The sequence below is a fragment of the Bacillus sp. FAU18 genome, assembly GCF_056033885.1.
The window spans coordinates 1,306,426-1,328,891 of the sequence record NZ_JBVYHZ010000003.1; the positions used below are offsets into that span (position 1 = coordinate 1,306,426).

Consider the following 22,466-nt stretch of genomic DNA (forward strand, 5'->3'; position numbering starts at 1 on the left):
CTCTTGGTCTGTGCGCACATCCCTTTTCCTTTAAAAAGATAAAAAACGCCCTCAAACAGGGCGCTTTCTAATTAAGATGCATATTGAGGAGATGTTTCCTCCTTAACTGCTTTTTCCTCAGGTATATGAATACATTTTGTCAAGACCGCACTTGCAAGGTAAAGGGCCGCAAAGATCCAGACCACGCCTTGCGCGCCGACGAGACCGATGAACAGCCAAGCGAGTGCGGGGCCGACAAACGCTGATAAACCTGCAGCCAAATTCAATACAGACATGGCTGCCCCTTTATCTTTTCCTGCCACCGTCGGCACAATTGCACCAATAGGCACATAGCCTGCCAGCAAACCTCCCCAAATAAAGCCGATCACGCTGACAACCGCTAAACTTCCGCCGGAGAAAACAGGTGCATAATATAATAGGACGGTGAAAATGCCGCAGCCGACTCCGCCGAACCAAATAACAGTATTTTTCCAGCCGAATTTATCGCCGACAATACCAAAGATAAGGTTAAACACAATGTTCCCCAGAAAAATCGTTCCCCAAATTTGCAGCCACACATTGGTTGAAATTCCATGCTGGGCCATGTGCATCGGCAAAAAGACTGGAAAACCATATGTACCAATGCTGTTGATGATTCTGATGATTCCGCCTGTAAGCACGCGCGGATTTGTAAATAGAATCGTAACCCCTTTTAAAAGCTCCTCGGCTGTTTCTGATCTTTTTCTTTTCTTCTTTTCAAAACGGTCTTTATTGATAAACAATGCAAAAAATGCACCGAGACATACCCAGAAAATAGAGCTCCAAAGCGTATTCAAATAACCGAACGCTTTGATCGCGTAGCTTGAGTACCAAGCGCCGAACACAAACATGCCGAGGCAATATGCAATCCAAAACCAGCCGACAGCAGTGCTCAGTTTGCTTTGCGGTGTTCTGTAAATGACCCATGTCAAGAAAGAATAAGCAAAAAGCGGGTAACCTAACCCTTTTACGAAGTAAGTCACATACATCACTGGCAGGTTCAGCTGTTCAAATCCAAATACGATAAAAGCAGCTGTACCGATCACATAAAACAACAGCCCCATAAACATCGTTCGTTTTGCGCCAAATGCTTCGAGACATACACCCGAAAACCAGGAAGCTATGGCAAGCGCAATTCCATATATACTAAAAATGGAAGCGGACTGCTGAACGGTGAGCCCGTTTTCGATCAAAAAAGGACTGAGCCAGCCTTGTTCAAGGCCATCTCCCATCATAAACAAAACAACCCCTAAAAATCCCCAGGCAAGCCGCTTCGGTATTCCTATTTTATCCAACATATCTGTCTCCTCCTTAGATGCTCATATCAATCAATTACCGTATTACCTTATTAAAGTTGAAAATTAAATGATTCCTCAAAACAGCAGAAATGCCGCCTTAAATTAATACTTTGATACTTTGCTTTCTGAACCTGAAAAAAAGCGCTGTGTTCGCTTCCATTTCTCATATAAAGCCAATTCTGTCTGACAGTCCTTCGGTTCGATCACCCGGACATTTGCTGACATCTCCTCCGTTAATTGAAAGGTTTCATTGCAAATGACTGCAGCTCCAACAACAGATGCCTGATGATATCCCTCTTGGACATAGACCTTTTTTTGAAGAAGGTCCGCGATATATTGAGTGAGCGCTTTGCTTTGGAATCCCCCTCCGCACACCCAAACATAGTCACGTTCAAACGGAGTAACCTCTGTTAAAATGTCAAAGTTCCATTTGATTGAAAATGCGATCTCTTCTAGCGCTGCACGTACAAAATGTGCCCTCTTTAAATGTGCTGACAGCGGGGCATCAAAAAGAAAACCGCCTCTCGTTAATGCATTCTTTTCAGCCGATAAATAAGAGCCGAGAGCCGCTACACATGCATGGTCTTCTTTTGCAAGTGCAGAAATCTCCTCCTCCATTACTTCGTACGTTTCATTCGGATAAAAAATCTGTTTTAATTTTTGATAATTCAAGCCGGTAATTCCCGGATTCGTTTCCACAAGCCAATGCCCTTGATCTGTGTGACAGTTCAGCCAGGCTTTATGTTTTGTGTCGCCATGATTCGCAGTAATTTTGGTTATTGGCGTTGTTGTCCCTGATACAATGACAATGTCCTCAAGTCCAGCTCCGGTGCTTTTGACAGCCAGCTGTGTATCCCCGCCCCCTGCTATAACCTTAGCATTTATTGAAAGGCCTAATTCGGATGCATATTCATTTGCTATCGTTCCAATTGCTGTCCCCGCTCTAACAAGAGGCGGAAGGATAGATGGAGAAAAGCCGAAAATGTCGCACATCTCTTCTGACCAAGTGTTTTGCTTCACATCAAACAGCAGGGTTTCTGTTGCCTGTGATGGTTCATATGTTAATATTCCGCTCAGTTGGTACGTCACCCAATCACTGATGCTTGTAAAGCTTGCAGTCTTTTCCCATAAAGAGGGCTGGCGCTGTTTTAATCCATAAAGCTTGAGCGCAGAAAAAAGTGCGGTTGGCAGGCGGCCTGTGCGGCTGTATATCTCTTCCCGATCGGGAATGCTCGCCTCCCACTCTCGACCGCGATTATCGATGTTCGGCAGCCCGAGAAAAGGATTGCCGTTTTGATCAATCAAAACAATCCCCTGTCTTTGGCTCGTCGATGTCAAACCAATGATGTCAATATCATGCGAACGGGATAGCGCACGTTTTGCCAAATTCATCACCTGCTTCCACAGCACCTGAGGAGAAAAATAACGGCTGTCCGGGTAAAGCGTCTCTGTGGAATACACAATGTCCTCCCGTTCAACTGTTAGAACACTGCCAGTTACACTCACGACCGCTACCCTCGCATTGCCTGTGCCAATATCAAAAACGAGATAGCCTTTTTGTTTTTTCATTCTCTTAGCCTCCTTTCTTATCCCCCTGTTTTCAGTTCAGTTCGTCCTTGTTAAAAACTGTCGGAATATTAAGAGTTTTTTCACCCTTCCACTTTTTGAGGGCTTCATTCAGTATCGTCACGTGATGATCCTCCACTTCAAATGTTGCTCCAGCGAGATGCGGTGTTGCCAGAACATTAGGCAATGAAATCAATTCATAATCTGATTCCTCTGGAGGTTCATGATAAAAAACGTCTAATATCGCACCTCTGATTTTATGTTCTTTTAATACAGATAAAAGATCTTCACGGTTTACAACAACTGCTCTTGAAGTATTGACGAAAATCGCACTCTGTTTCATCAGATCAAAATACTTCCGATCAATAAGTCCAAGTGTTTCCTCAGTACGAGGCAGATGGACAGAAACGATATCACTGTCTGAATACACCGTTTTAAGAGATACTTTTTCATACAGCGGATGATCGTCTTGAATGTATGGATCGTAATACTTTATTTTACAGTCAAACGCAGTCAGCAGTTTTGCAATCCTTTGACCAACTGCCCCGAACCCAATCATGCCAACCGTTTTTCCTGATAATTCATTTCCTTTAAATTTGACATAAGCCTGTAGGTAATCACTGTCCCACTTTCCATCCTTCAGCCATTGATTCGAGACGCTGGTATGGCGGAGAAAGGTAATCACATTTCCAATAAACATTTCAGCAACGGCTTGTGCATTCCGCCCTGGTGTATAAAAAACAGGTATGCCTCTTTTTGAGGCAGCTGCCACATCCACATTGGAGGGCATTCCCCTGCAAACACCGACAAATGAAAGTTCGGGAACAGAAGCAAATACGCTGTCTGTTACCTGATCAAGCTCAGTAATCAAGCCTGTCGCATTTGTTGCTTTTAGCAGCTGAATGAGTTCATCTTCCCGATATGCCCGGCCTTGTTCCTTCCAAGATTGATAAGCAACTGAGCCAAACAAGTTTTCTAGCTCTTTTCGTCCTTCTTCGTTGTACGGTGCTGTAACCAAAACCGTCATGGTGCAAAACATCCTTTTCATCGTATTTTTCATAAAAAAATCTCTTTCCGAAGATGGAAAGAGATTCATATATAGGCGCGCTCTGTTACAGGCAGACGCCGGTATAAACCTTGCTTTCCTATCTTTCAAGCTGTCGCTTGCTGGAATTGGCACAATAATGTTGCCGAGGTTTCATAGGGCCAGTCCCTCCACCTCTCTGGATAGAAAATGTTGAGTATGTAATTTTCAGAATAAAGAATACGTTTATCATAAAGAAGTCTCATATTGATGTCAATCTCTTTTTTTCAGAATTGACGTTATCATCGGAAATGTTATAATTCTTACAAAATATCTAACTAGAGAGAGGAACTGGGCCATGAAATCTTTTGCCACACAACAAAACGGCATTTTCAAATCCGTTTGCTCGCTGGACTGCCCGGATCAGTGCGGATTGTTAATACATAAAAAAGACGGGAAAATCGTAAAAGTGCAAGGAGACCCTGATCATCCTGTCACAGCTGGAAACATATGCAACAAAGTCCGGAATATGACGGAGCGCATCTATGATGAAAAGCGGCTGACTACACCGCTCAAACGAACAGGTGCGAAAGGCCAAGCGATATTTGAACCGATTTCCTGGGAAGAGGCAATCGATACGATCACCTCCCGCTGGAAACAGCTGATTGATGAAGAGGGAGCTGAAAGCATACTTCCTTACAGCTTTTACGGAAACATGGGGAAATTGACAGCTGAAGGAATGGACCGCCGCTTTTTTTACCGCATGGGGTCAAGCCAGCTTGAACGGACGATTTGCAGCAAAGCGGGATCTGAAGGCTATAAATATACAATGGGCATAAGCGCGGGAATCGATCCTGAGGAAACCGTTCATACAAAACTATTTATTTTTTGGGGAATCAATGCGGTCAGCACAAACATGCACCAAATTACAATCGCCCAAAAAGCGCGAAAACAAGGTGCCAAAATTGTTGTGATCGATGTGCATAAAAATCAAACAGGACGTCTCGCAGATTGGTTTATTCCAATAAAGCCGGGAACAGACAGTGCACTTGCTCTTGGCATCATGCACATTTTATTTAAAGACAACCTTCATGATGAAGCATTTCTGTCCGAGTACACGGTTGGCTATGAAGAGCTCCGTGAACACGTGAAACAATATGATCCTGAAAAGGTGTCGACGATCACCGGTGTCAGTACCAAAGATATTTACCGACTGGCAAAAATGTACGGGGAAACCTCCCCTTCTTTTATCAGAATCGGAAACGGACCCCAGCATCACGATAACGGTGGGATGATTGTAAGGACGATTGCCTGTCTTCCGGCGATCACCGGCCAATGGCTGCACACAGGGGGCGGCGCAATTAAGCATAACAGCGGAATTTTAGAATATAACACAAATGCCTTGCAGCGGCCCGACTTATTGCAAGGGCGCACACCGAGGTCGTTTAATATGAATCAGCTTGGCAAGGTGCTTTTGGAAACAGATCCGCCGATTCGCTCTCTTTTTATTTACGGAACAAACCCGGCCGTCGTTGCGCCGGAAGCAAACAAAGTCAGACAGGGCTTGCTGCGGGAAGACTTGTTTACTGTGGTTCATGATTTGTTTTTAACGGAAACGGCTGCATATGCGGACATTGTACTGCCTGCAACATCCGCTTTTGAAAATACTGATTTTTACACCTCCTACTGGCACCATTACATTCAGCTTCAGCAGCCGGTGATCAAGAGATATGGGGAAAGCAAGTCTAACACTGAGGTGTTCCGATTACTGGCTGAAGCAATGGGATTCACAGACCAGGAGCTTAAAGATTCAGATGAAGAATTAATCCGCCAGGCGCTTGACCATCCAGATAATCCGCATTTGGCAGAGATTGATTACGATGCACTTGCTAAGCATTCATTTATGAAAGCGAAACGCGAAAAGCCACTGTTTCCGGGCGAACTTCCAACGCCAAGCGGAAAAATAGAATTATATTCAGAAAAAATGAAACAAGACGGCTTCCCGGCTTTACCGACATATACACCTCTTGTAACCGATAATGAACATCCGTTTATGTATGTTCCGGGGCCAAACCATAATTTCTTAAACTCAACATTTTCCAATAATGAAAAACACATCAAACTTGGAAAGACGCCAAAGCTCTTTATCAACACAAAAGATGCTGAAGAACACGGAATCGTTGATGAGGCACCTGTACGAATTTGGAACAGCCGGGGAGAATGCCAGCTGACCGCTGCAGTTGGAGAACAAGTACTGCCAGGTGTCGTTGTCAGCCAAGGATTATGGGCGGATGAACAAGGAAAAAAACAGCTTGTAAACGCGCTAACCCCAGACCGATTGTCCGATATGGGCGGCGGCGCCACCTTTTTTTCAGGCCGTGTACAGATTGAAAAGGTTTGAAAAATAATGAAACCCGGAGTATGCCAAGCCCGTATAACATAACATCGACATAATGGAGGCATACACATGGACGTTTTTTTAGGAATTGGTATTGCTTTGGCTGGATATTTTATCGGTGAAGGCTTAAAGCAGATGAACCATACAAAAGGTAATGAACAAAATGATATCTTGCTAATAAAAGAACGGGATATTTACTTTTACATCGGACTTTTTTTAGGAATAACAACGACTGAAGCAAAACAGTTAGCTGGAGACATGGCAGACCTGCCCTACATCGAAATAAACGGAAAAAAATATGTCCAGAAACATATGTTAAAAGATTGGACATTCACATTAGTTGAAAAACATCAGGGTGAATAAAACAAATCTGAGGAGAGCGAGATTCATTGTCACGCTCTCCTCTGTTTAGCTGTATGGATTGACCGCCACCAAAACTTTGTTCCATAAGCGCTGATAAAACGATAAACCACCATCTATGTTCTTTCCTCAAACAACTCAAGATGCCCGTTCCACAACAATAGTTTTTATATTCCGATGACGTGATGATCTTGATGAACGTATGTATCGTAAAACACTTAGAAAACCTATTCGGTTCGAATGTGTGCTCTCATTATGCCCCCATACTGCGCCTTTATCCGCGGAGGATTTTTCAAAAAAATATGAAACCTAAAGCTTTTAGATTCACGCAGCAATGTTAGTGCAATACCCTGAATTTTTATTGAACCTCCATATTTCTCCGATTGGTAAAATTTAGCCTATATACTGGAAGCTGTACGTTTATAAAGGATCAGAGAATCCCATAACCAGTAAATCACTGCAGTTGCAACACTTAACATATAATAAAAGTACGATTGCAATGTCCATGCTATTGATGCAGGTTCATTGATAACAAAAAACAGGAAAGCTGCGATAAAAGAAACCACACTGTAAATCAATAGGTACATGACATTGAATGCTCTCGCTTTTTTCTGCAACTTCATTTGAAGCGGAACAGCAAAAAGGCCATACACCACAAAACCGTATAATAAAGCAATTGCTGCCGTAAACAATGCAATTATCATATCGCCATACATAACGAAAGAATAAAACCCTAAAAACAAACCAAATGTAAGGCTGGATAGCCCTAATGTCATTAAATAATATGATGCGCTTTTTTTCATTTTTTCACCCCCCTTGTTTGATTTATTCACAGTGCTGTTAGTATAAATTCACAACCTTTGTATTTCTTTTATCGAGATGTCTTCCCCAACAATGCGATGATAAAAAGTTTCAAAAATACGACTTTTTAAATAATACGACTGGCATGAAAATGCCTCTCCTGATTGGCCAAAGCGCGAATGAAAAAAGTGAATGAATACCTGATCAACAGACAAAATAAGAAGAGTTGATATTCAACACTTTTCGTAAAGGAGTGAAACCAATGAGTAAAAAAGGAATTCAAAATTCAAGTATTGAACAAATGAGAAATGACCATGAGACTGAAACAGCTTTTAAAGCAGATGATCCCAAAAAACATGGTTCTGAGCCTAAAAGAACGAAATAAGTTCTTACCCGCACTAAAATATCAATAATCTGGAGGAAGAAAAGTGACTCAAAAAAACGGTGCAGACAGACCTGATGATTATAAAAGATTTTCTTCATTAGACAAGGAATATGATTTTCAGCAATCTATAAGCAGCAATACTGAGACAGAAAGTGTTAACACTGAAACACAAACTCATAACAAAGAAAACAAAAATGACACAACAGATGTTGCCGGGAAATACTTTGAGCCCTCAGATTATAAAGGAAGCACGCAATTAGAAAAAGGATTGGCTGAAACTCATGAACAGGTCAGCGATGACTATTTTGAAGGGACGATCGATCAAAATTTGGACTAGCCATACAAACGGAGCTAACTTAAAAGGTCAGTTAGCTCTGTTTTTAGAAACACCACAGTAAAAGTAGCAAACCCCCACCGAATAGGATGGAGGTTCCCACGTAAGTAGCCTGTTTAATATTTAAAACGATTAATGACGGTTTGAAGTTCTTCTGCCAACTGAGATAGAGATTCTGCGGCATAGGAGATTTCCCCCATTGAATGAAGCTGTTCATGTGATGAATTTGCAACCGCTTCTGTATTTGCAGACGTTTCTTTTGTTCCAGCGGCCAATGTATGAACTGTGTGCTGAATCACTTCAACGCCTGATGTAAGCTGTTGAGTTGCCGCTGCGACTTCTTGTATTTGAGAAGTGACCTGTTCCACAAGGTTCAGTATTTCATTGAAATTTCCTGTTGCCTCTTGAGAAAGAACAATGCCTGAGCTCACATTTTCTTGAACAACCTTAATATTGTTTACCGTTTCTATCGATTCATTTTGGATGGTCGCTACCACCGATTGGATGTGGTTTGCAGATTTATTTGTTTCATCCGCCAACTTCCGAACTTCTTCTGCCACCACAGCAAATCCTTTTCCTTGCTCTCCGGCTCTGGCCGCCTCGATCGCTGCATTTAGTGCCAACAAATTTGTCTGCTCTGAAATCGTCGTGATAAGCGAAGAGATATCGCTGATTTCTGCTGTGCTCGCTACCAATGTTTGCAATCCATTGCCGGCTGAATCTACAGATTTATCAATGAATTTCATCTGATCTAACATCTTGTTGACGGACTTAGAGCCTATTTCAGCCTTGTCTCTCATCGAAGAAGAAAGATCCGCTATGTTCCCTGTATTTGAAGCGACTGATGATATACTGTCTAATAATTCAGTGATGGATTCCGCGCTCTTTTCTGTCATTGAGCTTTGCTTCACATTGCTTTCGGCAGCCATCTGCATGGCTCGGGAAATATGTTCAGATGTTGATTTCGATTCTTCCGCGCTTGCCGATAATTCTTCGGAGGAAGCGGCGACTTGTTCAGATGAGCTGCTGATCTGCTTCACAATTTGAGTTAATGAGTGAGTAAAAGAATTAAACGATTGGGCAAGCTGGCCAAATTCATCTTTATTTTTCACTATGACTTTTTTAGTTAAATCAGCCTCGCCATGAGCAATTTCCTCTAGCTGCTTATTCATGCTTCTTAGTGGCACCATAATGGACTTTAACAGCATTATGCTTAGAACAATGCCTAATATTACTGATATCCCTGTGACAATGATAATGAGCGATTGACTCATTTTCCCATTGCCTCGTATTTCATCCTTTAGATCCTCCACCTCTTGATCCAGGCGATCAGACAGCTTATTGACAGCCGGATCTACGACTTCTTTTCTTAATGTTCTTTCTTCTCCAAAATGGATGGTTTCTGCTTTTTTAGGATTTGAAGAGTAGGCTGTTACTACTTGCTGATTCAAAGCTCTATACTGAGTAAAACTTGTCTTAATGTCTTCAATATTGGATTGATACTTCTCTTCATCAATCAAGTCATTAACCCGATCAAGGCTCTTTAAGACATCGTCTGCTTTTTCCTTCATACCCTCGTCGTATTCTTTGTCTCCGGTAATCAAGAAGCCTCTTTCATCATTTGATAACCCGGTCAATTCATATTGGATGTGTTTTATCTCTTTTTGGAATTCCATTTTGTCTTTAAGTTCTTCATTCTTTTTCACAGTAGAAGAAATCATAAATACTGAGGAGCCTCCAATTCCAATAATTGAAACAACTAATATTGATATAATCCCCAGCAATTTTGTTTTCACTTTCATGTGTCGTTTTCCCTTTCCGCACGATGTAATGGCTGAAATAAAATATGTTCAAGCGCGTTTGAATCCAATTCGCTTACGCTCATGTCCATAATATCGACACGTGTTATCAAGTTTTATAGTGCTATTTTCATATGAATAAGCAAATTCTTTACGGCTCTGAATCTTCAGAAAGGCTTCAAGAAAAATTGGCTGTCTTTTGTCGTATAAGTCACTCTTCTCATTTTCTATTAGGCATACAAAAAAGGCTTTTCCCACCTCAAATTGGCTGAACCGGCTGTTTTCTAGAAAATATAATACAATACGCAGCATAATATGAAGGAGCGAACTTTAATGGGGATCATCAATGGTAAAGAATTCATTGACCGATTGAATAAACTAGAAAACGAAATATGGTATGATGGCGAAAAAATAAAGGGTAACATTTCTGAGCATCCTGCATTTAAAGGAATAATCAAAACAAAAAGCTCACTTTATGAATTGCAAACAAAGGATGAGTTAATACATGAAATGACTTATTGCCTTCCTGGAGATGATGATCGAATCGGCATTTCCTATCTCCAGCCTAAAACCAAAAATGATTTTAAAAAAAGAAGGCACATGATTGAACATTGGGCTAGACATACTCACGGAATGATGGGGAGAAGTCCGGATTACATGAATACGGTTATGATGAGCTTTGCTTCGTCAGCGGAGCTTCTCAAAGATAAAGAGAATTGCTTTCCTGACCATATACTAGATATGTATGAACAAGCTGCTAAGCATGACCTTTCCTTTACCCATACATTCATTACTCCGCAAGTGAACCGGTCACAGTCCTATTTTGGGCTAAGTGAAAAACCGATATCTGCTAAAGTCATTGATAGAACCGAAAAAGGTTTAATGATTCATGGCGCACGACTGCTTGCAACACAAGGCGGGCTGACCGATGAAATCTTGGTTTTTTCAGCGCCTAAATTTTTCTTTGAAACAGATGAAGCTTATGCTTTTTCAATCCCTTCTAATACAAAAGGCGTAAAATTCATCACAAGAGAATCATTTGTATTAAGCGACTCTTCCTTTAATCATCCCTTAAGCTCAAGGTATGAAGAAATGGATTCAATTGTGGTTTTTGATCATGTGTTAGTGCCGTGGAATCGTGTGTTTTTTTACGATAATGTGGAAGCAGCTAAAGATTTTATGACAAAAAGCTCCTTTCATGCCTTTACCTTTCACCAGGTTGTCATTAGGCAAATGATAAAAATTGAATTTCTATTAGGTGTTGCACAGCTTCTTGTCGACACCATTAATGTTTCCGAATATCAGCACATCCAAGAGAAGCTCTCAGAAATCATTGTGGGATTGGAAACAATCAAAGCGCTCATTGACAAATCGGAAAATGATGCTCAGTTAGATGAATTCGGCTATATGCGCCCCTGTTTAATTCCTCTCCAAGTCATCAGTACGATCATTCCTAAGCTATATCCTCGATTTACTGAAATCATACAATTAATTGGAGCTAGCGGAATGGTGACACTGCCTACCGAAAATGCATTTGACTCAGAGATACGGGAAGATCTTGACCAATATCTTCAAGCAACCAATACAAATGCTGAAGAACGTGTGAAAATTTTCCGTTTGGCATGGGATTTAACAATGAGTTCATTCGGAACTAGACAAACTCACTACGAAAGATATTTTTTCGGAGATCCTATTCGGATTTCAAGCAGGCTGTATACCAGTTATCCAAAGCAGGAGCAGTTGAACATGATTAAAACATTTTTACATGCAGATACAGAACAATGAAAAAACAGCGGGAAAAGATCCGCTGTTTCGTATTTTTTATTCAGGAAACTGAACATGGCCCGGTACTGTATAGGCTTTGGACGTTCCGCTTTCAGGCAGCTTTGGAATGGTGTCTTTCACAACTTTTCCGCGGATGTCAGTCATTTTGACTTTGAGAGAGCCTGTCCCTAAATTTGTACTCACAAAATGGTTATAGTCCATTTTCTCCATGTTGATCCACTTACCATCCTTTTCATATTCCATTTTCATCACAGGATACTTGTGATTTCTGACTTGGATTGCTGCCCACCACCTGCTGCTGCCTTCTTTGATCCGGTACGTGAAATTGCCGGTGATTGGGGCTTTGACAACACGCCATTTAATATTGATTTTTCCGTCTTTCATATTGCCGATTTTACGGAAGGCATTAGGTGACAGATCAAGAGCTCCCCGAGCGCCTTCGGGATAAAGATCAGTAACATATACGGTTGTTTTCCCTTTTGGCCCTTCAACTTCCAAATAAGAGCCGGCAAGTGCCGCTTTTACTCCACCGTAATTGAGATCCGCCGGATTTATTGCAGTAATCTCCATATCGGAAGGAATGGGATCCAGCAGGAAAGCTCCTCCTGAATAACCTGACCCTGTATACGTTGCATAACCTTCATGCAGGTCGTCATATGCTGCCGAAGCTTGCGGGGAAAAACAGAAGATCGTCAACAAAACCATACCAACAAATGCACTCATGATCTTTTTCATATTTGGTCCTCCTCAAACCAGACTTCAAATGAGAATCATTATCATTATAAGACTCAATCCATCTGGTTTGAAAGAGGAAATAGATTCATAGATGATTTTAAGGCAAATTCACTATCATTCATATATCAAATGTAGCGTACTTATGAAAAAGGCAATACAAATGAACGAATGTGCACTTCAGCCGAATGTCTTATTTTTCCCTCTCAAAATTCGCATAACAATAACGAAATGAGACAGGCTGTTGGCCTGATAACAGCTATACAGGATAAGCTATTTTTCCCCGCTCAGTTTCCACTTAGCTGTCATCATAATGCCAAATATCAGCACAATCGGAACCCAAATAATGAAGTGATAAAAATCAGGCTCAGCCAGAGCAACAATAATAGCCCCCACACAATACAAAATAATAGCCAGTGCTCTTAACACAGTATCTCTTAAGAAAGTCTTCTTCTGCTTCTTAAAAAACAAACGGCCGGATATATCCTCTAAAAGAGAAGCCAAAGTGCCGGTCAACACAGTTGAAGAAATACCTGCGATCCCCAGTTTTTTTGCTGCTGTAGTTTGAATCCCCATAGAAATGCTCATGAGTATAATTAGAATGTGCACAGGAACAAATGCCCGGTAAAAGGAAAGACAAGCAAAGACAAACAAAATGAATGCTTCAAGTGCGAGGGCTTTTGTCACAGCAGAAGGCCAAAGGGTATTTTCCGCCTTCCCTACCATCAATGTGGCAATGATCACGCCGCATATAAATCCGATTAGCGCAGTCAAGGAATTAAAAACAGTGACCTGAATGGATTTGCCGATAGCTAACCCCAATAATACAATGTTTCCAGTCATATTAGCTGTGAACACATGTCCCAGGCTTAAATACCCGATTACATCCACGATTCCAGCTGTTAAACATAAAAGTGATAGCAAGGTGTTTCGATAAGCTGCTGCAGTCAACGGTGTATCAATCCTTTCTTTTATTTTAATTGTTAGTATGTCTTTTGGCGCAATCTGTATTTTTTAAGTAACCCAACATTAATTAGGAAGATAGAACCTATCATTCCTTTCCATTAACTGTAATAATAATCCCCGCAAGGAAATTATTAAAATTGAAAGGAAGCATATTATGATGAAACGACTTTGTTTATGGTTCACCGTCTTTAGTTTGTTTTTGGTTCTCTTGCCTGGAAAAGCATTAGGTGCAGTCGATTTTCCGAATACCTCAACAAATGGCCTTTTAGGTTTTGCCGGAAATGCCAAAAATGAAAAAGGCATTTCTAAAACGGGCACAACGGGTGGAAAAAACGGGCAGATTGTTTACATTCAAAGCGTAAATGATTTAAAAACCCATCTAGGAGGATCCACTCCGAAAATTTTAGTGCTTCAAAATGATCTTTCCGCATCTGCGAAAACAACAGTTACCATTGGCTCAAATAAAACACTCGTGGGCTCTTACGCGAAAAAAACGCTGAAAAATATTTATTTAACAACTTCATCAGCTTCTGGAAATGTCATTTTTCAAAATTTAACGTTTGAACACAGTCCGCAGATTAACGGAAATAATGATATCCAGCTTTATTTAGATTCCGGTATGAACTATTGGATTGATCACGTCACATTCTCAGGACATAGCTATAGTGCAAGCGGAAGTGATTTGGACAAACTCCTGTATATCGGAAAATCTGCAGATTATATCACGATCAGCAACTCAAAATTTGCGAATCATAAATACGGTTTGATTTTAGGATACCCGGATGATTCTCAGCATCAATATGACGGCTACCCTCACATGACAATCGCCAATAATTATTTTGAGAACTTGTATGTTAGAGGCCCAGGTCTGATGAGATACGGTTACTTTCATGTTAAAAACAATTACAGCAACAATTTTAACCAGGCGATTACAATTGCTACAAAAGCAAAAATATATTCCGAATATAATTACTTTGGGAAAGGCAGTGAAAAAGGCGGCATCCTTGACGACAAGGGCACTGGTTATTTCAAAGACATAGGCAGCTATCCATCACTCAACAAGCAAACCTCTCCGCTGACTTCTTGGAATCCCGGGTCAAACTATAGCTATCGTGTCCAATCGCCGGAATATACAAAGGAATTTGTCACGAAATATGCCGGATCACAAAGTACAACTCTGGTATTTGGCTACTGATATAAAAGAGGCCCTGCGTTAAAAACGCTGTGCCTCTTTTTATACTTATAGGCTATTTTTAAGCGATCCTTGTAACTCCATCAAGATCCAGCATCGGTCCAACCAAAAAGCATATGTTTTTTTCCACAATAACTTCTTAAATGGCTTTCTTATTATACCAGTTTATCGCAAGTAAAAAGAAATCATTGTTCTGAACCTGTATTAAATGAACGTTCGTCCCACACACTATTTAAAAACCCCTAAAAAGGATGATGGATATGTGCGGCAGGTTTACTTTGTTCTCTGCATTTGATGATATTATAGACCAGTTTGACATCGATCAATTTTTTCCTAAAGATGAATACCAGCCAAGCTATAATGCCGCACCATCACAAAACATCCTTGCGATCATCAATGATGGATCAAATAATCGCTTAGGCAAGCTTAGATGGGGACTTATTCCACCTTGGGCAAAAGATGAAAAGATCGGTTATAAAATGATCAATGCTCGAGCCGAAACAATTACCGAGAAACCTGCCTTTCGAAGACCGCTTGTCAGCAAACGCTGCATCATACCAGCAGACAGTTTTTATGAATGGAAACGGCTTGATTCCAAAACCAAAATCCCAATGCGGATCAAATTGAAATCATCTGCTCTTTTTGCGTTTGCTGGCTTATATGAAAAGTGGAGCACACATCAAGGAGATCCTCTTTATACCTGCACCATCATAACAACTGAGCCTAATGAGTTCATGAAAGATATACACGACCGAATGCCGGTTATATTGGCCCATGATCATGAAAAGGAGTGGCTTAACCCCAAAAATACAAACCCTGATTATCTGCAAAGTTTGCTGCTGCCTTATGATGCTGATGACATGGAAGCATACCAGGTTTCATCATTAGTAAATTCACCTAAAAATAATTCAGCTGAGCTTCTTGATGCAGAAAATCATATGTAGTGATTGAAATTCTCTAGCAAGAACTTGTCAACTAGCTTTGTTCCTTAGGTGCCAATCCTTCTAGTAATTATGAATATTTAGTACATAGATCAATTAGTTATTTTTAGTATCAGTTTGAAATAATTTTATTATGTAAACTTAAATAAGCAATGTTATCCCTTTCATATAAAATAGTTTACATTTTTATAAAATCGCTTTACTTTTCTATTTTGTCAGCAAAAAAACTGAACCACATTAAACTTATGAAACCTGCCGCACCTGTGATTGCAAATATGATTTAAGCCCATAGAGGTAAATCCATACACTTTCCCTTCTAAGAATTAAATGAAATTTCTTTCATCTTACATGAAGGTCTTCTTTCTTTTGTTTATCCAGTGTAATACTTAATAATATGTTGATGAATGCAGCTGGAAAATATATCAATCCCACTCCCAGAATGCCTAGTATCGTACTTAAACTTACTATGTAATTCTTTGTCATCGTTTGACTGTCAATCAATATTAGAAGTGAAATCAAACCAGCTAAAACACCTATAAACCAAGCATCGCCAACAGCATAAGAATCATCCAGCATCCCTAACCATCGCCCCAATATAGAGCTCCCAATAGCAGTCAAACTGGATAAAAATATGAGTGCTTTCAATCTTGTCCTCCTTTAAAGCCAATCAAACTGGTAGAAATCGGCCATTGAATTTCCATTAGCGGGTGGTTATCATTTCCACATTAACATTTTAAAGCTCATTACAATACGATTCAAGCAGAAAAACCCTACATAACGTATATATAGGGATTTGATAAAACACAGGCCAAAATTCAGCTCTATTTACTTTAAAAAGATATGAAGGGCAGCTGTGTGATCTGTTACGTCTTTACGTACCGGGATATTTCACAACAGGCACTTTCTTCTTACGCAGAGAATCAAGCATGACTGATCCAGCATTCAAGTTGCTTTGCACTAATTCTTTAGGCGTCAATGCCATCCACTGATTGAGTGACACATCTGCATAGCGGTTACTTTTGAACATTTCTAAAAACCATAATGTTTCTGTACCAGTATTTTGTATATAGTGGCCGGCATTAGAAGGCACGTATCCAACGTCGCCTGCTCTATAATCAAATGTGCGGGCAGTCCCATTTCCGATAAATACCGTCATTCGTCCCTGTCCTGTTAGATAATATTGCCACTCATCGCTATTGGGATGCCAATGAAGCTCTCTCATCGCGCCAGGCTCAATCTGAACAAGTGCAGCGGCTATCGTTTTTGAAATTGGGAAGTTAGAAGAATCAACAATTCGTACACTCCCCCCTGGCATTTGAATTGGGGGTTGATTTAACAACTCGTGTTTAAAGGTCATGGGGACTTTTCCATATGGTGACTGAATGTCTTCACTGGCGACTGATCCCGGCACATTCCCTTGGTAGATATAGACTTGCTCAGACGGAAGAGAGTTGAAAGCATTCACTGGGACACCAAAATTTGCAGACAGAACGTCTTTTGGTGTGTGTGCAAGCCAATCTGAAATGGTTAACGTTGAAAACTCAGAAAAGTTTCCATCATCGAATACGAGCAGAAACTCGCAGTGTTCCAATCCCTGTATGGAATGCGGAATTCCTGCTGGGAAGTACCAAAGGTCGCCGGGACCAACATCAGCAATGAAATTTCGTCCGTCTTGGTCAACAGCTGTGATACGTGCCCGTCCCAAAAGCATATAAGCCCACTCCGCTTGCTTATGCCAATGAAGCTCGCGGACGCCTCCCGCAGTTAAGCTCATGTTTACACCTGCAATCGCAGTCGAAATCGGAAGCTGTCTTACGGTGATTTCTCTTGACCAGCCGCCGTGATCTAATTTCATAGGAGCATCAGAGAATGAAAATCTCAAGTTAGGAATCATACCCTCATCTGTAACAGGCGGAACAAGTATATTCGGATTTTGAATATCCCGTATTATATTTCGCGGGCCTGCATCAATAGCTCCAGCTCCATCACTTCGAATAGGCTGCGGCACGTTTCTGTCTTCATGGTTGATTGGTTGTTGTTCCAACAGCATGCACCTCGTTTAAGTAGAAATGAACATGATTTTATTTCAGCCTATGCAGAATCTTAGATTGCTGTGCCTAGGAATCCGCAAATAAAAAAGTGACCACCAATGTGATCACAAATACAGCGAATAAGCTATTTTTTATACCATGGCTTCTTATGTAATTTGATTTCTTCTTTCTGTTTTTTCTGGCCTGTCTTCCACTCCACTTTCACTAATACATCATGTCCTATCACTTCATCTTCAGGCATATAATCAAAGGTGGCGATATGGTCCTCCATGCGTCCCCCACCCGGCATTTCATCACCTGTGTACTCTGACAAATCATAATTTCCCCTGTTATCATACATTTTACCATCTATGTATAAGGTAATTTTTTCTATGACAGTACTCTTTTCGTCCTTCTTGGTCCCCTGCCAATACAGATTTAGAAAATAATTAGGTCCAATTGAAGTTTTGTCTGATTTTTCAAGGTTAGACATCCACAGTCCGCTTTTCCCGCTGCCCTCATATTTCACTTTGTTTCCTGACACCATTACAAATAATGTGATGATACAGATGATCAAGAATCCAGCAATGATCAATAGCCATTTCTTAATATTGTTCTTTTTTCTCATGTTTTTCCCCACTTCCCTAACTCGTTAGTAGGAAAATATGATCAAAATGTTACTGAAAAGAAAATTAAAAACTTCGAATTTAAATTAAAGCTCTTTCAGAGACAAAATTTAAACGTATATCACGCCTTACATACAATTTTGTTTTAAAATGGGCTTTATATTTTGAAAAATCAAGCTAATAAGAGTTTATTAAGTAATTTTTCAAATTTATTTATACTCATGATCTCATGAGTCACAAATCTCCCATCAAAAAAACGCTAAAAGTTGTCCAAATAGCTGGTGACTTTTGTGCCTCTTCTTTCGATGATAACTGAATTGACTGAAATTGAACTCTGAAAATTTCGAAATTAGAGTTTTTTAATAATGAACGGGCTGCACTTGTTTAGGTGTTACTGTCATTATCAGTAAAATGTTAAGTTGAAATGCGCAGTCAGTCACAAAGTCTCTATTCGTATTCAATAAAGACTTTGTGATCATCAACAAACATTTCACTCCCATCGGATAATGTATCCAAAAGGCCTCCTCTGGTTCTTCTCTATAGTCATAAATCACAGTCACTTTGACATTTGACTCAGCTATGATTGGTTTTCCAACAATTATTTTCGTTTTTTCCTCACGCAAAGTAAGAGATCGAATCATCAAAGCCATTCCATCTTTACTGTCTAATTAACGCCATCATCAGTGAATTTAAAGGTCTGTTTTAAATTGCGACCTTCTTGCCCCTTCTGTGTCCAAATTATAACAACCTCTAATTCAGAGGCCTTATCTGCCAGCATAAAATGATTGAACTTCAGCGGTGAGCCATCATTTAAACTTTCAGCTAACATTTTAGAATCTTCTTTTGGTTTGTCACAATTTTCATCGAGGCATCCAAAAAGTGAAAATCTTGTGATTGAATCAGGATCATTTCTATACAATTGCACATCCACTGTAGCTGCATTTTCCCCTATATTTTTGACTTCCAAGGAATATACTTGATATTCTCCTTTTTGAGGTCTCGCAAATTCCTTTACATTTTTTGCTTCACTTACTTTTACTGACCACTGGTCTGTTTTTTGTGTAATAGGCAACACCGTAAAAGTCAGGGCATGCGCTTTTGATTGGCAAAACGTAAATCCAACTGCTGTAAAAACAATTACAGAAAATAATACCCTTTTCACTTCATTTATCCCTCCTTCCTTTTCGCTGGCCGCTCCTTAAAGAATTGATTTTGAGCAATCTACAATCTCTCTTAACCAAAACCTTACCTAAGGTTTTGTCTTTACTGCTCAGCATTTATTTCTTTCGGTATCCGAGATGGAGCTTTGGGGATTTTTCTCAATTTGCTGTTAATCACATCAGAAGAGTATAGTGTAATAATCATCCTTCCCCCATACCTTTTTGCCCGAATTAAGATTGGTTGGTTATATTGGTTTTGGAAGCGAAAGTCAGGACCTCCCCAGCTTACCGTCGCATCCCGTCCGGGCGGTACATATGGTACACTTCTAGTATGAGAATAGCGCTGAACGATCTGCAGTCCTGCACGATCGACTGCATTAAATAGAGTTGAGGACACCTGACAAATTCCTCCTCCTACACCTTCAGACAACTCCCCTTTTACAATAATGGGTGCACTTTTATATCCTTTGTTCCGAGTTCTCATTCCCACAACTTGGTTAAACGAAAACGTCTCATTAGGGAAAACAACGTGATTGTCGATTGCTTTTGCAGAAAGAGAAATATTGTGTGAACGGCTTTTATTGCTTGAGTTAAAATACGTCACGTACTGACCAAGCTGCTGCGTACTGATGTGAGCTAGCAGCTCGCTGTCAACTTTCGGATAAATGTTCATTTCCGGCACTTCTATCTTGGAGGGACCTTGGCCATAAAAATACGCATAAAACTTTTCCATAAACGCCTGTTGATACAGTTTGTAGCCAACCCTGCCCGGGACGATGCTTCCATGATCGTTAAGGACAGCATTTATCGGCTCCCGGTACACTTTCTGATCAAGCTGTTTGATGAATTTACTGTATTTTTCATAGTCAACCATTGGAGTGCCGGGAAGAGGCATTGTAAATTCTTCACGGTTAACAGTGGCAATCGTCCGTCCTTGCTGTGTGACCGTTAAACTGTCCTGCGGCTCACTCGGCTGAGCCAATAAAAAAAGACCAGTGATCAAAATTTGTATCATAAGTCGGTTTACCTCCCGATCATTAGTATGAACAGCCGCTTATCCTTTGATGTATTTCTTCCCATCGTTTGTTTGAATCTTTAGACGTTGATAAAAGCCTTCATAAAAGAGCTATAGCTTTAATGTTCACACCGATCCCTGAGCTCACTGAGGTACACGGTTCATTCAGTCGGCAAGTTTGAAGTAGTTCAGCATCTCCCAGTGATGAGGGATGCTTTTTTGTCTTGTCAAAAATGAAAAGGGTCTCCTATAACAACAACAAATCAATCCATTTCAATATTTTTTTATTGAGAAACGATAAATTTTTTGTTACATTCAATTAGACAACAAATAAATGAGGTGCTTGTTATGAATCGAATGTCGACAATTTTTTTAAAGATATCTTTGGTTCTTATTGGAATTCCAATTCTTGCTTTATGCATTTTTTTAGTGCCTAAGATGGCCAACTATTCAGCAGAATTATTTCCAAATATCGCTTATATAAAATATCTCTTTTTCATCTATTTGTATGTAACGGCGATACCTTTTTACTTTGCTCTTTATCAAGCGTTCAAACTTTTAAGCTATATTGACAAAAACAAAGCTTTCTCGGGTTTGTCTGTAAGAGCTTTGAAGAATATAAAATACTGCGCAGTCACTATCAGTATCTTTTACGCAGCAGGCATGCCTGTCTTTTATCTGATGGCCGAGATAGACGACGCCCCCGGTATCATTGTGATCGGATTGGTTATTATTTTTGCTTCAATGGTGATTGCGGTCTTTGCTGCTGTTCTTCAAAAACTGTTAAAAGAAGCGATAGATATAAAATCAGAAAATGACTTAACGGTCTGAGGTGATGACATGGCGATTATTATCAACATTGATGTGATGCTTGCTAAGAGGAAAATGAGCGTAACAGAGCTTTCAGAGAGAGTTGGCATCACCATGGCTAATCTTTCGATATTGAAAAACGGAAAAGCAAAGGCTATTCGATTATCAACTTTAGAAGCGATTTGCAAGGCTTTAGAATGTCAGCCCGGGGATATATTGGAATACCGAAGTGATGAAAACACACAGGATTCGTAAAAAAATATGTAAGATTAACAGAAAAATAAAGTGATTGGTGGTGAGCTTATGGACATAAACTTATATCCATCTAGCTGCTATACTAAGCGTCCCTTTCATACACGAAGAACACAACTATGGAGGAGGCATACATCATGAGAGCCATAAAACAAATCGTTCATTTTGGCTGGGAACAAGCCCTTTCATGTTTGTTTCCTGCCGTTATTTTTGCCTCTTTGGCTATTACGCAAATCATCCCACTGCCCTTCTTGCCGCGGTATGACTGGCTGCTCATTATCTGCGTTCTCATGCAATTGTGGATGGTGCGTTCCGGTCTTGAAACACGGGATGAATTAAAAGTGATCACATTATTCCACCTTATTGGGCTTGCTCTGGAACTTTTTAAAGTCCATATGGGCTCCTGGTCTTATCCAGAAGAAGGATACTCCAAAATATTTGGAGTACCTTTGTATAGCGGCTTTATGTACGCAAGTGTAGCCAGTTATTTGTGCCAGGCATGGAGAAGGCTTAAGGTTGAACTGATTAAGTGGCCGCCTTTTTTTGCAGTTGTTCCGCTTGCCGTAGCGATTTATTTGAATTTTTTCACCCACCATTTTTCTATAGACATTCGATGGTGGTTATCTGGGCTTGTCATCATTGTCTTTTGGCAAACATGGGTTACATACGAGGTGAATGGAGCTCGTTACCGTATGCCGCTCGCACTTTCTTTTGTACTTATCGGATTTTTTATATGGATAGCGGAAAATATCGCTACGTTTTTTGGAGCTTGGAAATATCCAAACCAAATCGATACATGGAGTCTGGTACACCTTGGAAAGGTAAGTTCATGGCTCTTGCTAGTGATTGTTAGCTTTCTTATAGTAGCATCATTAAAACAAGTTAAGGAGCAGAGTCCCACAAAGGCTGAGATGGGTGAATCTTTTTCTTAGCGTACAAGGTCCCAAATAGAGTGAAAAGCAACGTTCAAATGG

The 22,466-nt window shown here is 40.3% G+C and carries 21 protein-coding genes, 3 pseudogenes and 1 riboswitch; of the genes and pseudogenes, 10 read left to right on the forward strand and 14 right to left on the reverse strand.

Annotation, left to right across the window (positions count from 1 at the left end):
* Window positions 1-71: 71 nt before the first annotated feature.
* The 3 genes from AC0OMU_RS06630 to AC0OMU_RS06640 all read right to left on the reverse strand — a co-directional run bounded on the left by AC0OMU_RS06630 (window position 72) and on the right by AC0OMU_RS06640 (window position 3,942).
* Entirely contained in the window at window positions 72-1,316 is a 1,245-nt protein-coding gene (locus AC0OMU_RS06630; RefSeq protein ID WP_003231439.1) for an MFS transporter, read from the reverse strand.
* A 102-nt stretch (window positions 1,317-1,418) separates the two neighbouring features.
* Window positions 1,419-2,885 carry an FGGY-family carbohydrate kinase gene (locus tag AC0OMU_RS06635; protein WP_474241001.1) on the reverse strand — a complete coding sequence of 489 codons (1,467 nt, stop codon included), beginning with the start codon at window positions 2,883-2,885 and terminating at the stop codon, window positions 1,419-1,421.
* A 31-nt stretch (window positions 2,886-2,916) separates the two neighbouring features.
* Window positions 2,917-3,942 (reverse strand): 2-hydroxyacid dehydrogenase, encoded by a 1,026-nt coding sequence (locus AC0OMU_RS06640; RefSeq protein ID WP_474241002.1) that lies wholly within the window; start codon window positions 3,940-3,942, stop codon window positions 2,917-2,919.
* Window positions 3,943-4,024: 82 nt separating this feature from the next.
* Window positions 4,025-4,116, reverse strand: a riboswitch (SAM riboswitch).
* Window positions 4,117-4,264: 148 nt separating this feature from the next.
* Between AC0OMU_RS06640 and AC0OMU_RS06645 the strand changes: the two genes are divergently transcribed.
* A complete protein-coding gene (locus AC0OMU_RS06645) occupies window positions 4,265-6,307 on the forward strand; it encodes a molybdopterin oxidoreductase family protein (RefSeq protein WP_474241003.1) in 2,043 nt (680 codons plus the stop codon).
* A 66-nt stretch (window positions 6,308-6,373) separates the two neighbouring features.
* Window positions 6,374-6,667, forward strand: a complete 294-nt coding sequence (locus AC0OMU_RS06650) for a hypothetical protein (RefSeq protein ID WP_327830817.1) — start codon at window positions 6,374-6,376, stop codon at window positions 6,665-6,667.
* A 395-nt stretch (window positions 6,668-7,062) separates the two neighbouring features.
* On the opposite strand, the gene AC0OMU_RS06655 is transcribed toward AC0OMU_RS06650, so the two are convergent.
* Window positions 7,063-7,467 (reverse strand): UPF0715 family protein, encoded by a 405-nt coding sequence (locus tag AC0OMU_RS06655; RefSeq protein WP_327830816.1) that lies wholly within the window; start codon window positions 7,465-7,467, stop codon window positions 7,063-7,065.
* 260 nt (window positions 7,468-7,727) lie between these two features.
* Here AC0OMU_RS06655 and AC0OMU_RS06660 point away from each other — a divergent pair, with 260 nt between their 5' ends.
* A complete protein-coding gene (locus tag AC0OMU_RS06660; RefSeq protein ID WP_029318080.1) occupies window positions 7,728-7,850 on the forward strand; it encodes a hypothetical protein in 123 nt (40 codons plus the stop codon).
* A gap of 43 nt (window positions 7,851-7,893) precedes the next feature.
* The gene (locus AC0OMU_RS06665; RefSeq protein WP_014477001.1) at window positions 7,894-8,187 is read left to right on the forward strand and encodes a YozQ family protein; all 294 of its coding nucleotides are present in this window, start codon (window positions 7,894-7,896) and stop codon (window positions 8,185-8,187) included.
* Window positions 8,188-8,300: 113 nt separating this feature from the next.
* Here the strand turns inward: AC0OMU_RS06665 and AC0OMU_RS06670 are convergent, their stop codons facing one another.
* On the reverse strand, window positions 8,301-9,986 hold the full coding sequence (locus AC0OMU_RS06670) for a methyl-accepting chemotaxis protein (RefSeq protein WP_474241004.1): 1,686 nt from the start codon (window positions 9,984-9,986) through the stop codon (window positions 8,301-8,303).
* A gap of 330 nt (window positions 9,987-10,316) precedes the next feature.
* Here AC0OMU_RS06670 and hpaB point away from each other — a divergent pair, with 330 nt between their 5' ends.
* Window positions 10,317-11,768 carry a 4-hydroxyphenylacetate 3-monooxygenase, oxygenase component gene (gene hpaB, locus AC0OMU_RS06675; protein ID WP_015483309.1) on the forward strand — a complete coding sequence of 484 codons (1,452 nt, stop codon included), beginning with the start codon at window positions 10,317-10,319 and terminating at the stop codon, window positions 11,766-11,768.
* A 36-nt stretch (window positions 11,769-11,804) separates the two neighbouring features.
* Here the strand turns inward: hpaB and exlX are convergent, their stop codons facing one another.
* Window positions 11,805-12,503, reverse strand: a complete 699-nt coding sequence (exlX, locus tag AC0OMU_RS06680; RefSeq protein ID WP_015383820.1) for an expansin ExlX — start codon at window positions 12,501-12,503, stop codon at window positions 11,805-11,807.
* Between the two features lie 270 nt (window positions 12,504-12,773).
* The gene (locus tag AC0OMU_RS06685) at window positions 12,774-13,451 is read right to left on the reverse strand and encodes a YoaK family protein (RefSeq protein WP_015483310.1); all 678 of its coding nucleotides are present in this window, start codon (window positions 13,449-13,451) and stop codon (window positions 12,774-12,776) included.
* Between the two features lie 172 nt (window positions 13,452-13,623).
* On the opposite strand from AC0OMU_RS06685, the gene AC0OMU_RS06690 reads away from it, so the two are divergent.
* Together AC0OMU_RS06690 and AC0OMU_RS06695 are read left to right on the forward strand one after the other, a co-directional pair.
* Complete coding sequence (locus tag AC0OMU_RS06690) at window positions 13,624-14,661, forward strand: polysaccharide lyase family 1 protein (RefSeq protein WP_047183563.1); 1,038 nt, start codon at window positions 13,624-13,626, stop codon at window positions 14,659-14,661.
* A 257-nt stretch (window positions 14,662-14,918) separates the two neighbouring features.
* A complete protein-coding gene (locus tag AC0OMU_RS06695) occupies window positions 14,919-15,602 on the forward strand; it encodes an SOS response-associated peptidase (protein ID WP_047182713.1) in 684 nt (227 codons plus the stop codon).
* 336 nt (window positions 15,603-15,938) lie between these two features.
* Here AC0OMU_RS06695 and AC0OMU_RS06700 read toward each other — a convergent pair whose 3' ends face one another.
* The 7 genes and pseudogenes from AC0OMU_RS06700 to AC0OMU_RS06730 form a co-directional block, all read right to left on the reverse strand.
* Window positions 15,939-16,244, reverse strand: coding sequence for a hypothetical protein (locus AC0OMU_RS06700; protein WP_327844595.1), 306 nt, complete (start codon window positions 16,242-16,244; stop codon window positions 15,939-15,941).
* 226 nt (window positions 16,245-16,470) lie between these two features.
* A complete protein-coding gene (oxdD, locus tag AC0OMU_RS06705) occupies window positions 16,471-17,649 on the reverse strand; it encodes an oxalate decarboxylase (protein WP_474241005.1) in 1,179 nt (392 codons plus the stop codon).
* Between the two features lie 125 nt (window positions 17,650-17,774).
* Complete coding sequence (locus AC0OMU_RS06710; RefSeq protein WP_474241006.1) at window positions 17,775-18,257, reverse strand: DUF4944 domain-containing protein; 483 nt, start codon at window positions 18,255-18,257, stop codon at window positions 17,775-17,777.
* 170 nt (window positions 18,258-18,427) lie between these two features.
* Window positions 18,428-18,588 (reverse strand): annotated as a pseudogene (locus tag AC0OMU_RS06715) (YoaP domain-containing protein); the annotation flags it as partial.
* Window positions 18,583-18,815: pseudogene (locus AC0OMU_RS06720) on the reverse strand (hypothetical protein); the annotation flags it as partial. The pseudogenes AC0OMU_RS06720 and AC0OMU_RS06715, both read right to left, overlap by 6 nt.
* 104 nt (window positions 18,816-18,919) lie before the next feature.
* Window positions 18,920-19,417 carry a hypothetical protein gene (locus tag AC0OMU_RS06725; protein ID WP_474241007.1) on the reverse strand — a complete coding sequence of 166 codons (498 nt, stop codon included), beginning with the start codon at window positions 19,415-19,417 and terminating at the stop codon, window positions 18,920-18,922.
* A gap of 101 nt (window positions 19,418-19,518) precedes the next feature.
* A complete protein-coding gene (locus tag AC0OMU_RS06730) occupies window positions 19,519-20,430 on the reverse strand; it encodes a VanW family protein (RefSeq protein ID WP_015383828.1) in 912 nt (303 codons plus the stop codon).
* A 348-nt stretch (window positions 20,431-20,778) separates the two neighbouring features.
* Here AC0OMU_RS06730 and AC0OMU_RS06735 point away from each other — a divergent pair, with 348 nt between their 5' ends.
* The 3 genes and pseudogenes from AC0OMU_RS06735 (at window position 20,779) to AC0OMU_RS06745 (ending at window position 22,424) form a co-directional block, all read left to right on the forward strand.
* The gene (locus AC0OMU_RS06735) at window positions 20,779-21,261 is read left to right on the forward strand and encodes a DUF2975 domain-containing protein (protein WP_474241008.1); all 483 of its coding nucleotides are present in this window, start codon (window positions 20,779-20,781) and stop codon (window positions 21,259-21,261) included.
* A 9-nt stretch (window positions 21,262-21,270) separates the two neighbouring features.
* Window positions 21,271-21,524: pseudogene (locus AC0OMU_RS06740) on the forward strand (helix-turn-helix domain-containing protein).
* 105 nt (window positions 21,525-21,629) lie between these two features.
* Window positions 21,630-22,424, forward strand: coding sequence for a DUF817 domain-containing protein (locus AC0OMU_RS06745; protein ID WP_474241009.1), 795 nt, complete (start codon window positions 21,630-21,632; stop codon window positions 22,422-22,424).
* The last annotated feature ends 42 nt before the right edge of the window (window positions 22,425-22,466 follow it).

Coding starts and splice junctions, on each gene's coding strand:
- AC0OMU_RS06630 (WP_003231439.1), bottom strand. CDS start 1,316: ATGTTGGATAAAATAGGAATACCGAAGCGGCTTGCCTGGGGATTTTTA.
- AC0OMU_RS06635 (WP_474241001.1), bottom strand. CDS start 2,885: ATGAAAAAACAAAAAGGCTATCTCGTTTTTGATATTGGCACAGGCAAT.
- AC0OMU_RS06640 (WP_474241002.1), bottom strand. CDS start 3,942: ATGAAAAATACGATGAAAAGGATGTTTTGCACCATGACGGTTTTGGTT.
- AC0OMU_RS06645 (WP_474241003.1), top strand. CDS start 4,265: ATGAAATCTTTTGCCACACAACAAAACGGCATTTTCAAATCCGTTTGC.
- AC0OMU_RS06650 (WP_327830817.1), top strand. CDS start 6,374: ATGGACGTTTTTTTAGGAATTGGTATTGCTTTGGCTGGATATTTTATC.
- AC0OMU_RS06655 (WP_327830816.1), bottom strand. CDS start 7,467: ATGAAAAAAAGCGCATCATATTATTTAATGACATTAGGGCTATCCAGC.
- AC0OMU_RS06660 (WP_029318080.1), top strand. CDS start 7,728: ATGAGTAAAAAAGGAATTCAAAATTCAAGTATTGAACAAATGAGAAAT.
- AC0OMU_RS06670 (WP_474241004.1), bottom strand. CDS start 9,986: ATGAAAGTGAAAACAAAATTGCTGGGGATTATATCAATATTAGTTGTT.
- hpaB (WP_015483309.1), top strand. CDS start 10,317: ATGGGGATCATCAATGGTAAAGAATTCATTGACCGATTGAATAAACTA.
- exlX (WP_015383820.1), bottom strand. CDS start 12,503: ATGAAAAAGATCATGAGTGCATTTGTTGGTATGGTTTTGTTGACGATC.
- AC0OMU_RS06690 (WP_047183563.1), top strand. CDS start 13,624: ATGAAACGACTTTGTTTATGGTTCACCGTCTTTAGTTTGTTTTTGGTT.
- AC0OMU_RS06695 (WP_047182713.1), top strand. CDS start 14,919: ATGTGCGGCAGGTTTACTTTGTTCTCTGCATTTGATGATATTATAGAC.
- oxdD (WP_474241005.1), bottom strand. CDS start 17,649: ATGCTGTTGGAACAACAACCAATCAACCATGAAGACAGAAACGTGCCG.
- AC0OMU_RS06710 (WP_474241006.1), bottom strand. CDS start 18,257: ATGAGAAAAAAGAACAATATTAAGAAATGGCTATTGATCATTGCTGGA.
- AC0OMU_RS06730 (WP_015383828.1), bottom strand. CDS start 20,430: ATGATACAAATTTTGATCACTGGTCTTTTTTTATTGGCTCAGCCGAGT.
- AC0OMU_RS06735 (WP_474241008.1), top strand. CDS start 20,779: ATGAATCGAATGTCGACAATTTTTTTAAAGATATCTTTGGTTCTTATT.
- AC0OMU_RS06745 (WP_474241009.1), top strand. CDS start 21,630: ATGAGAGCCATAAAACAAATCGTTCATTTTGGCTGGGAACAAGCCCTT.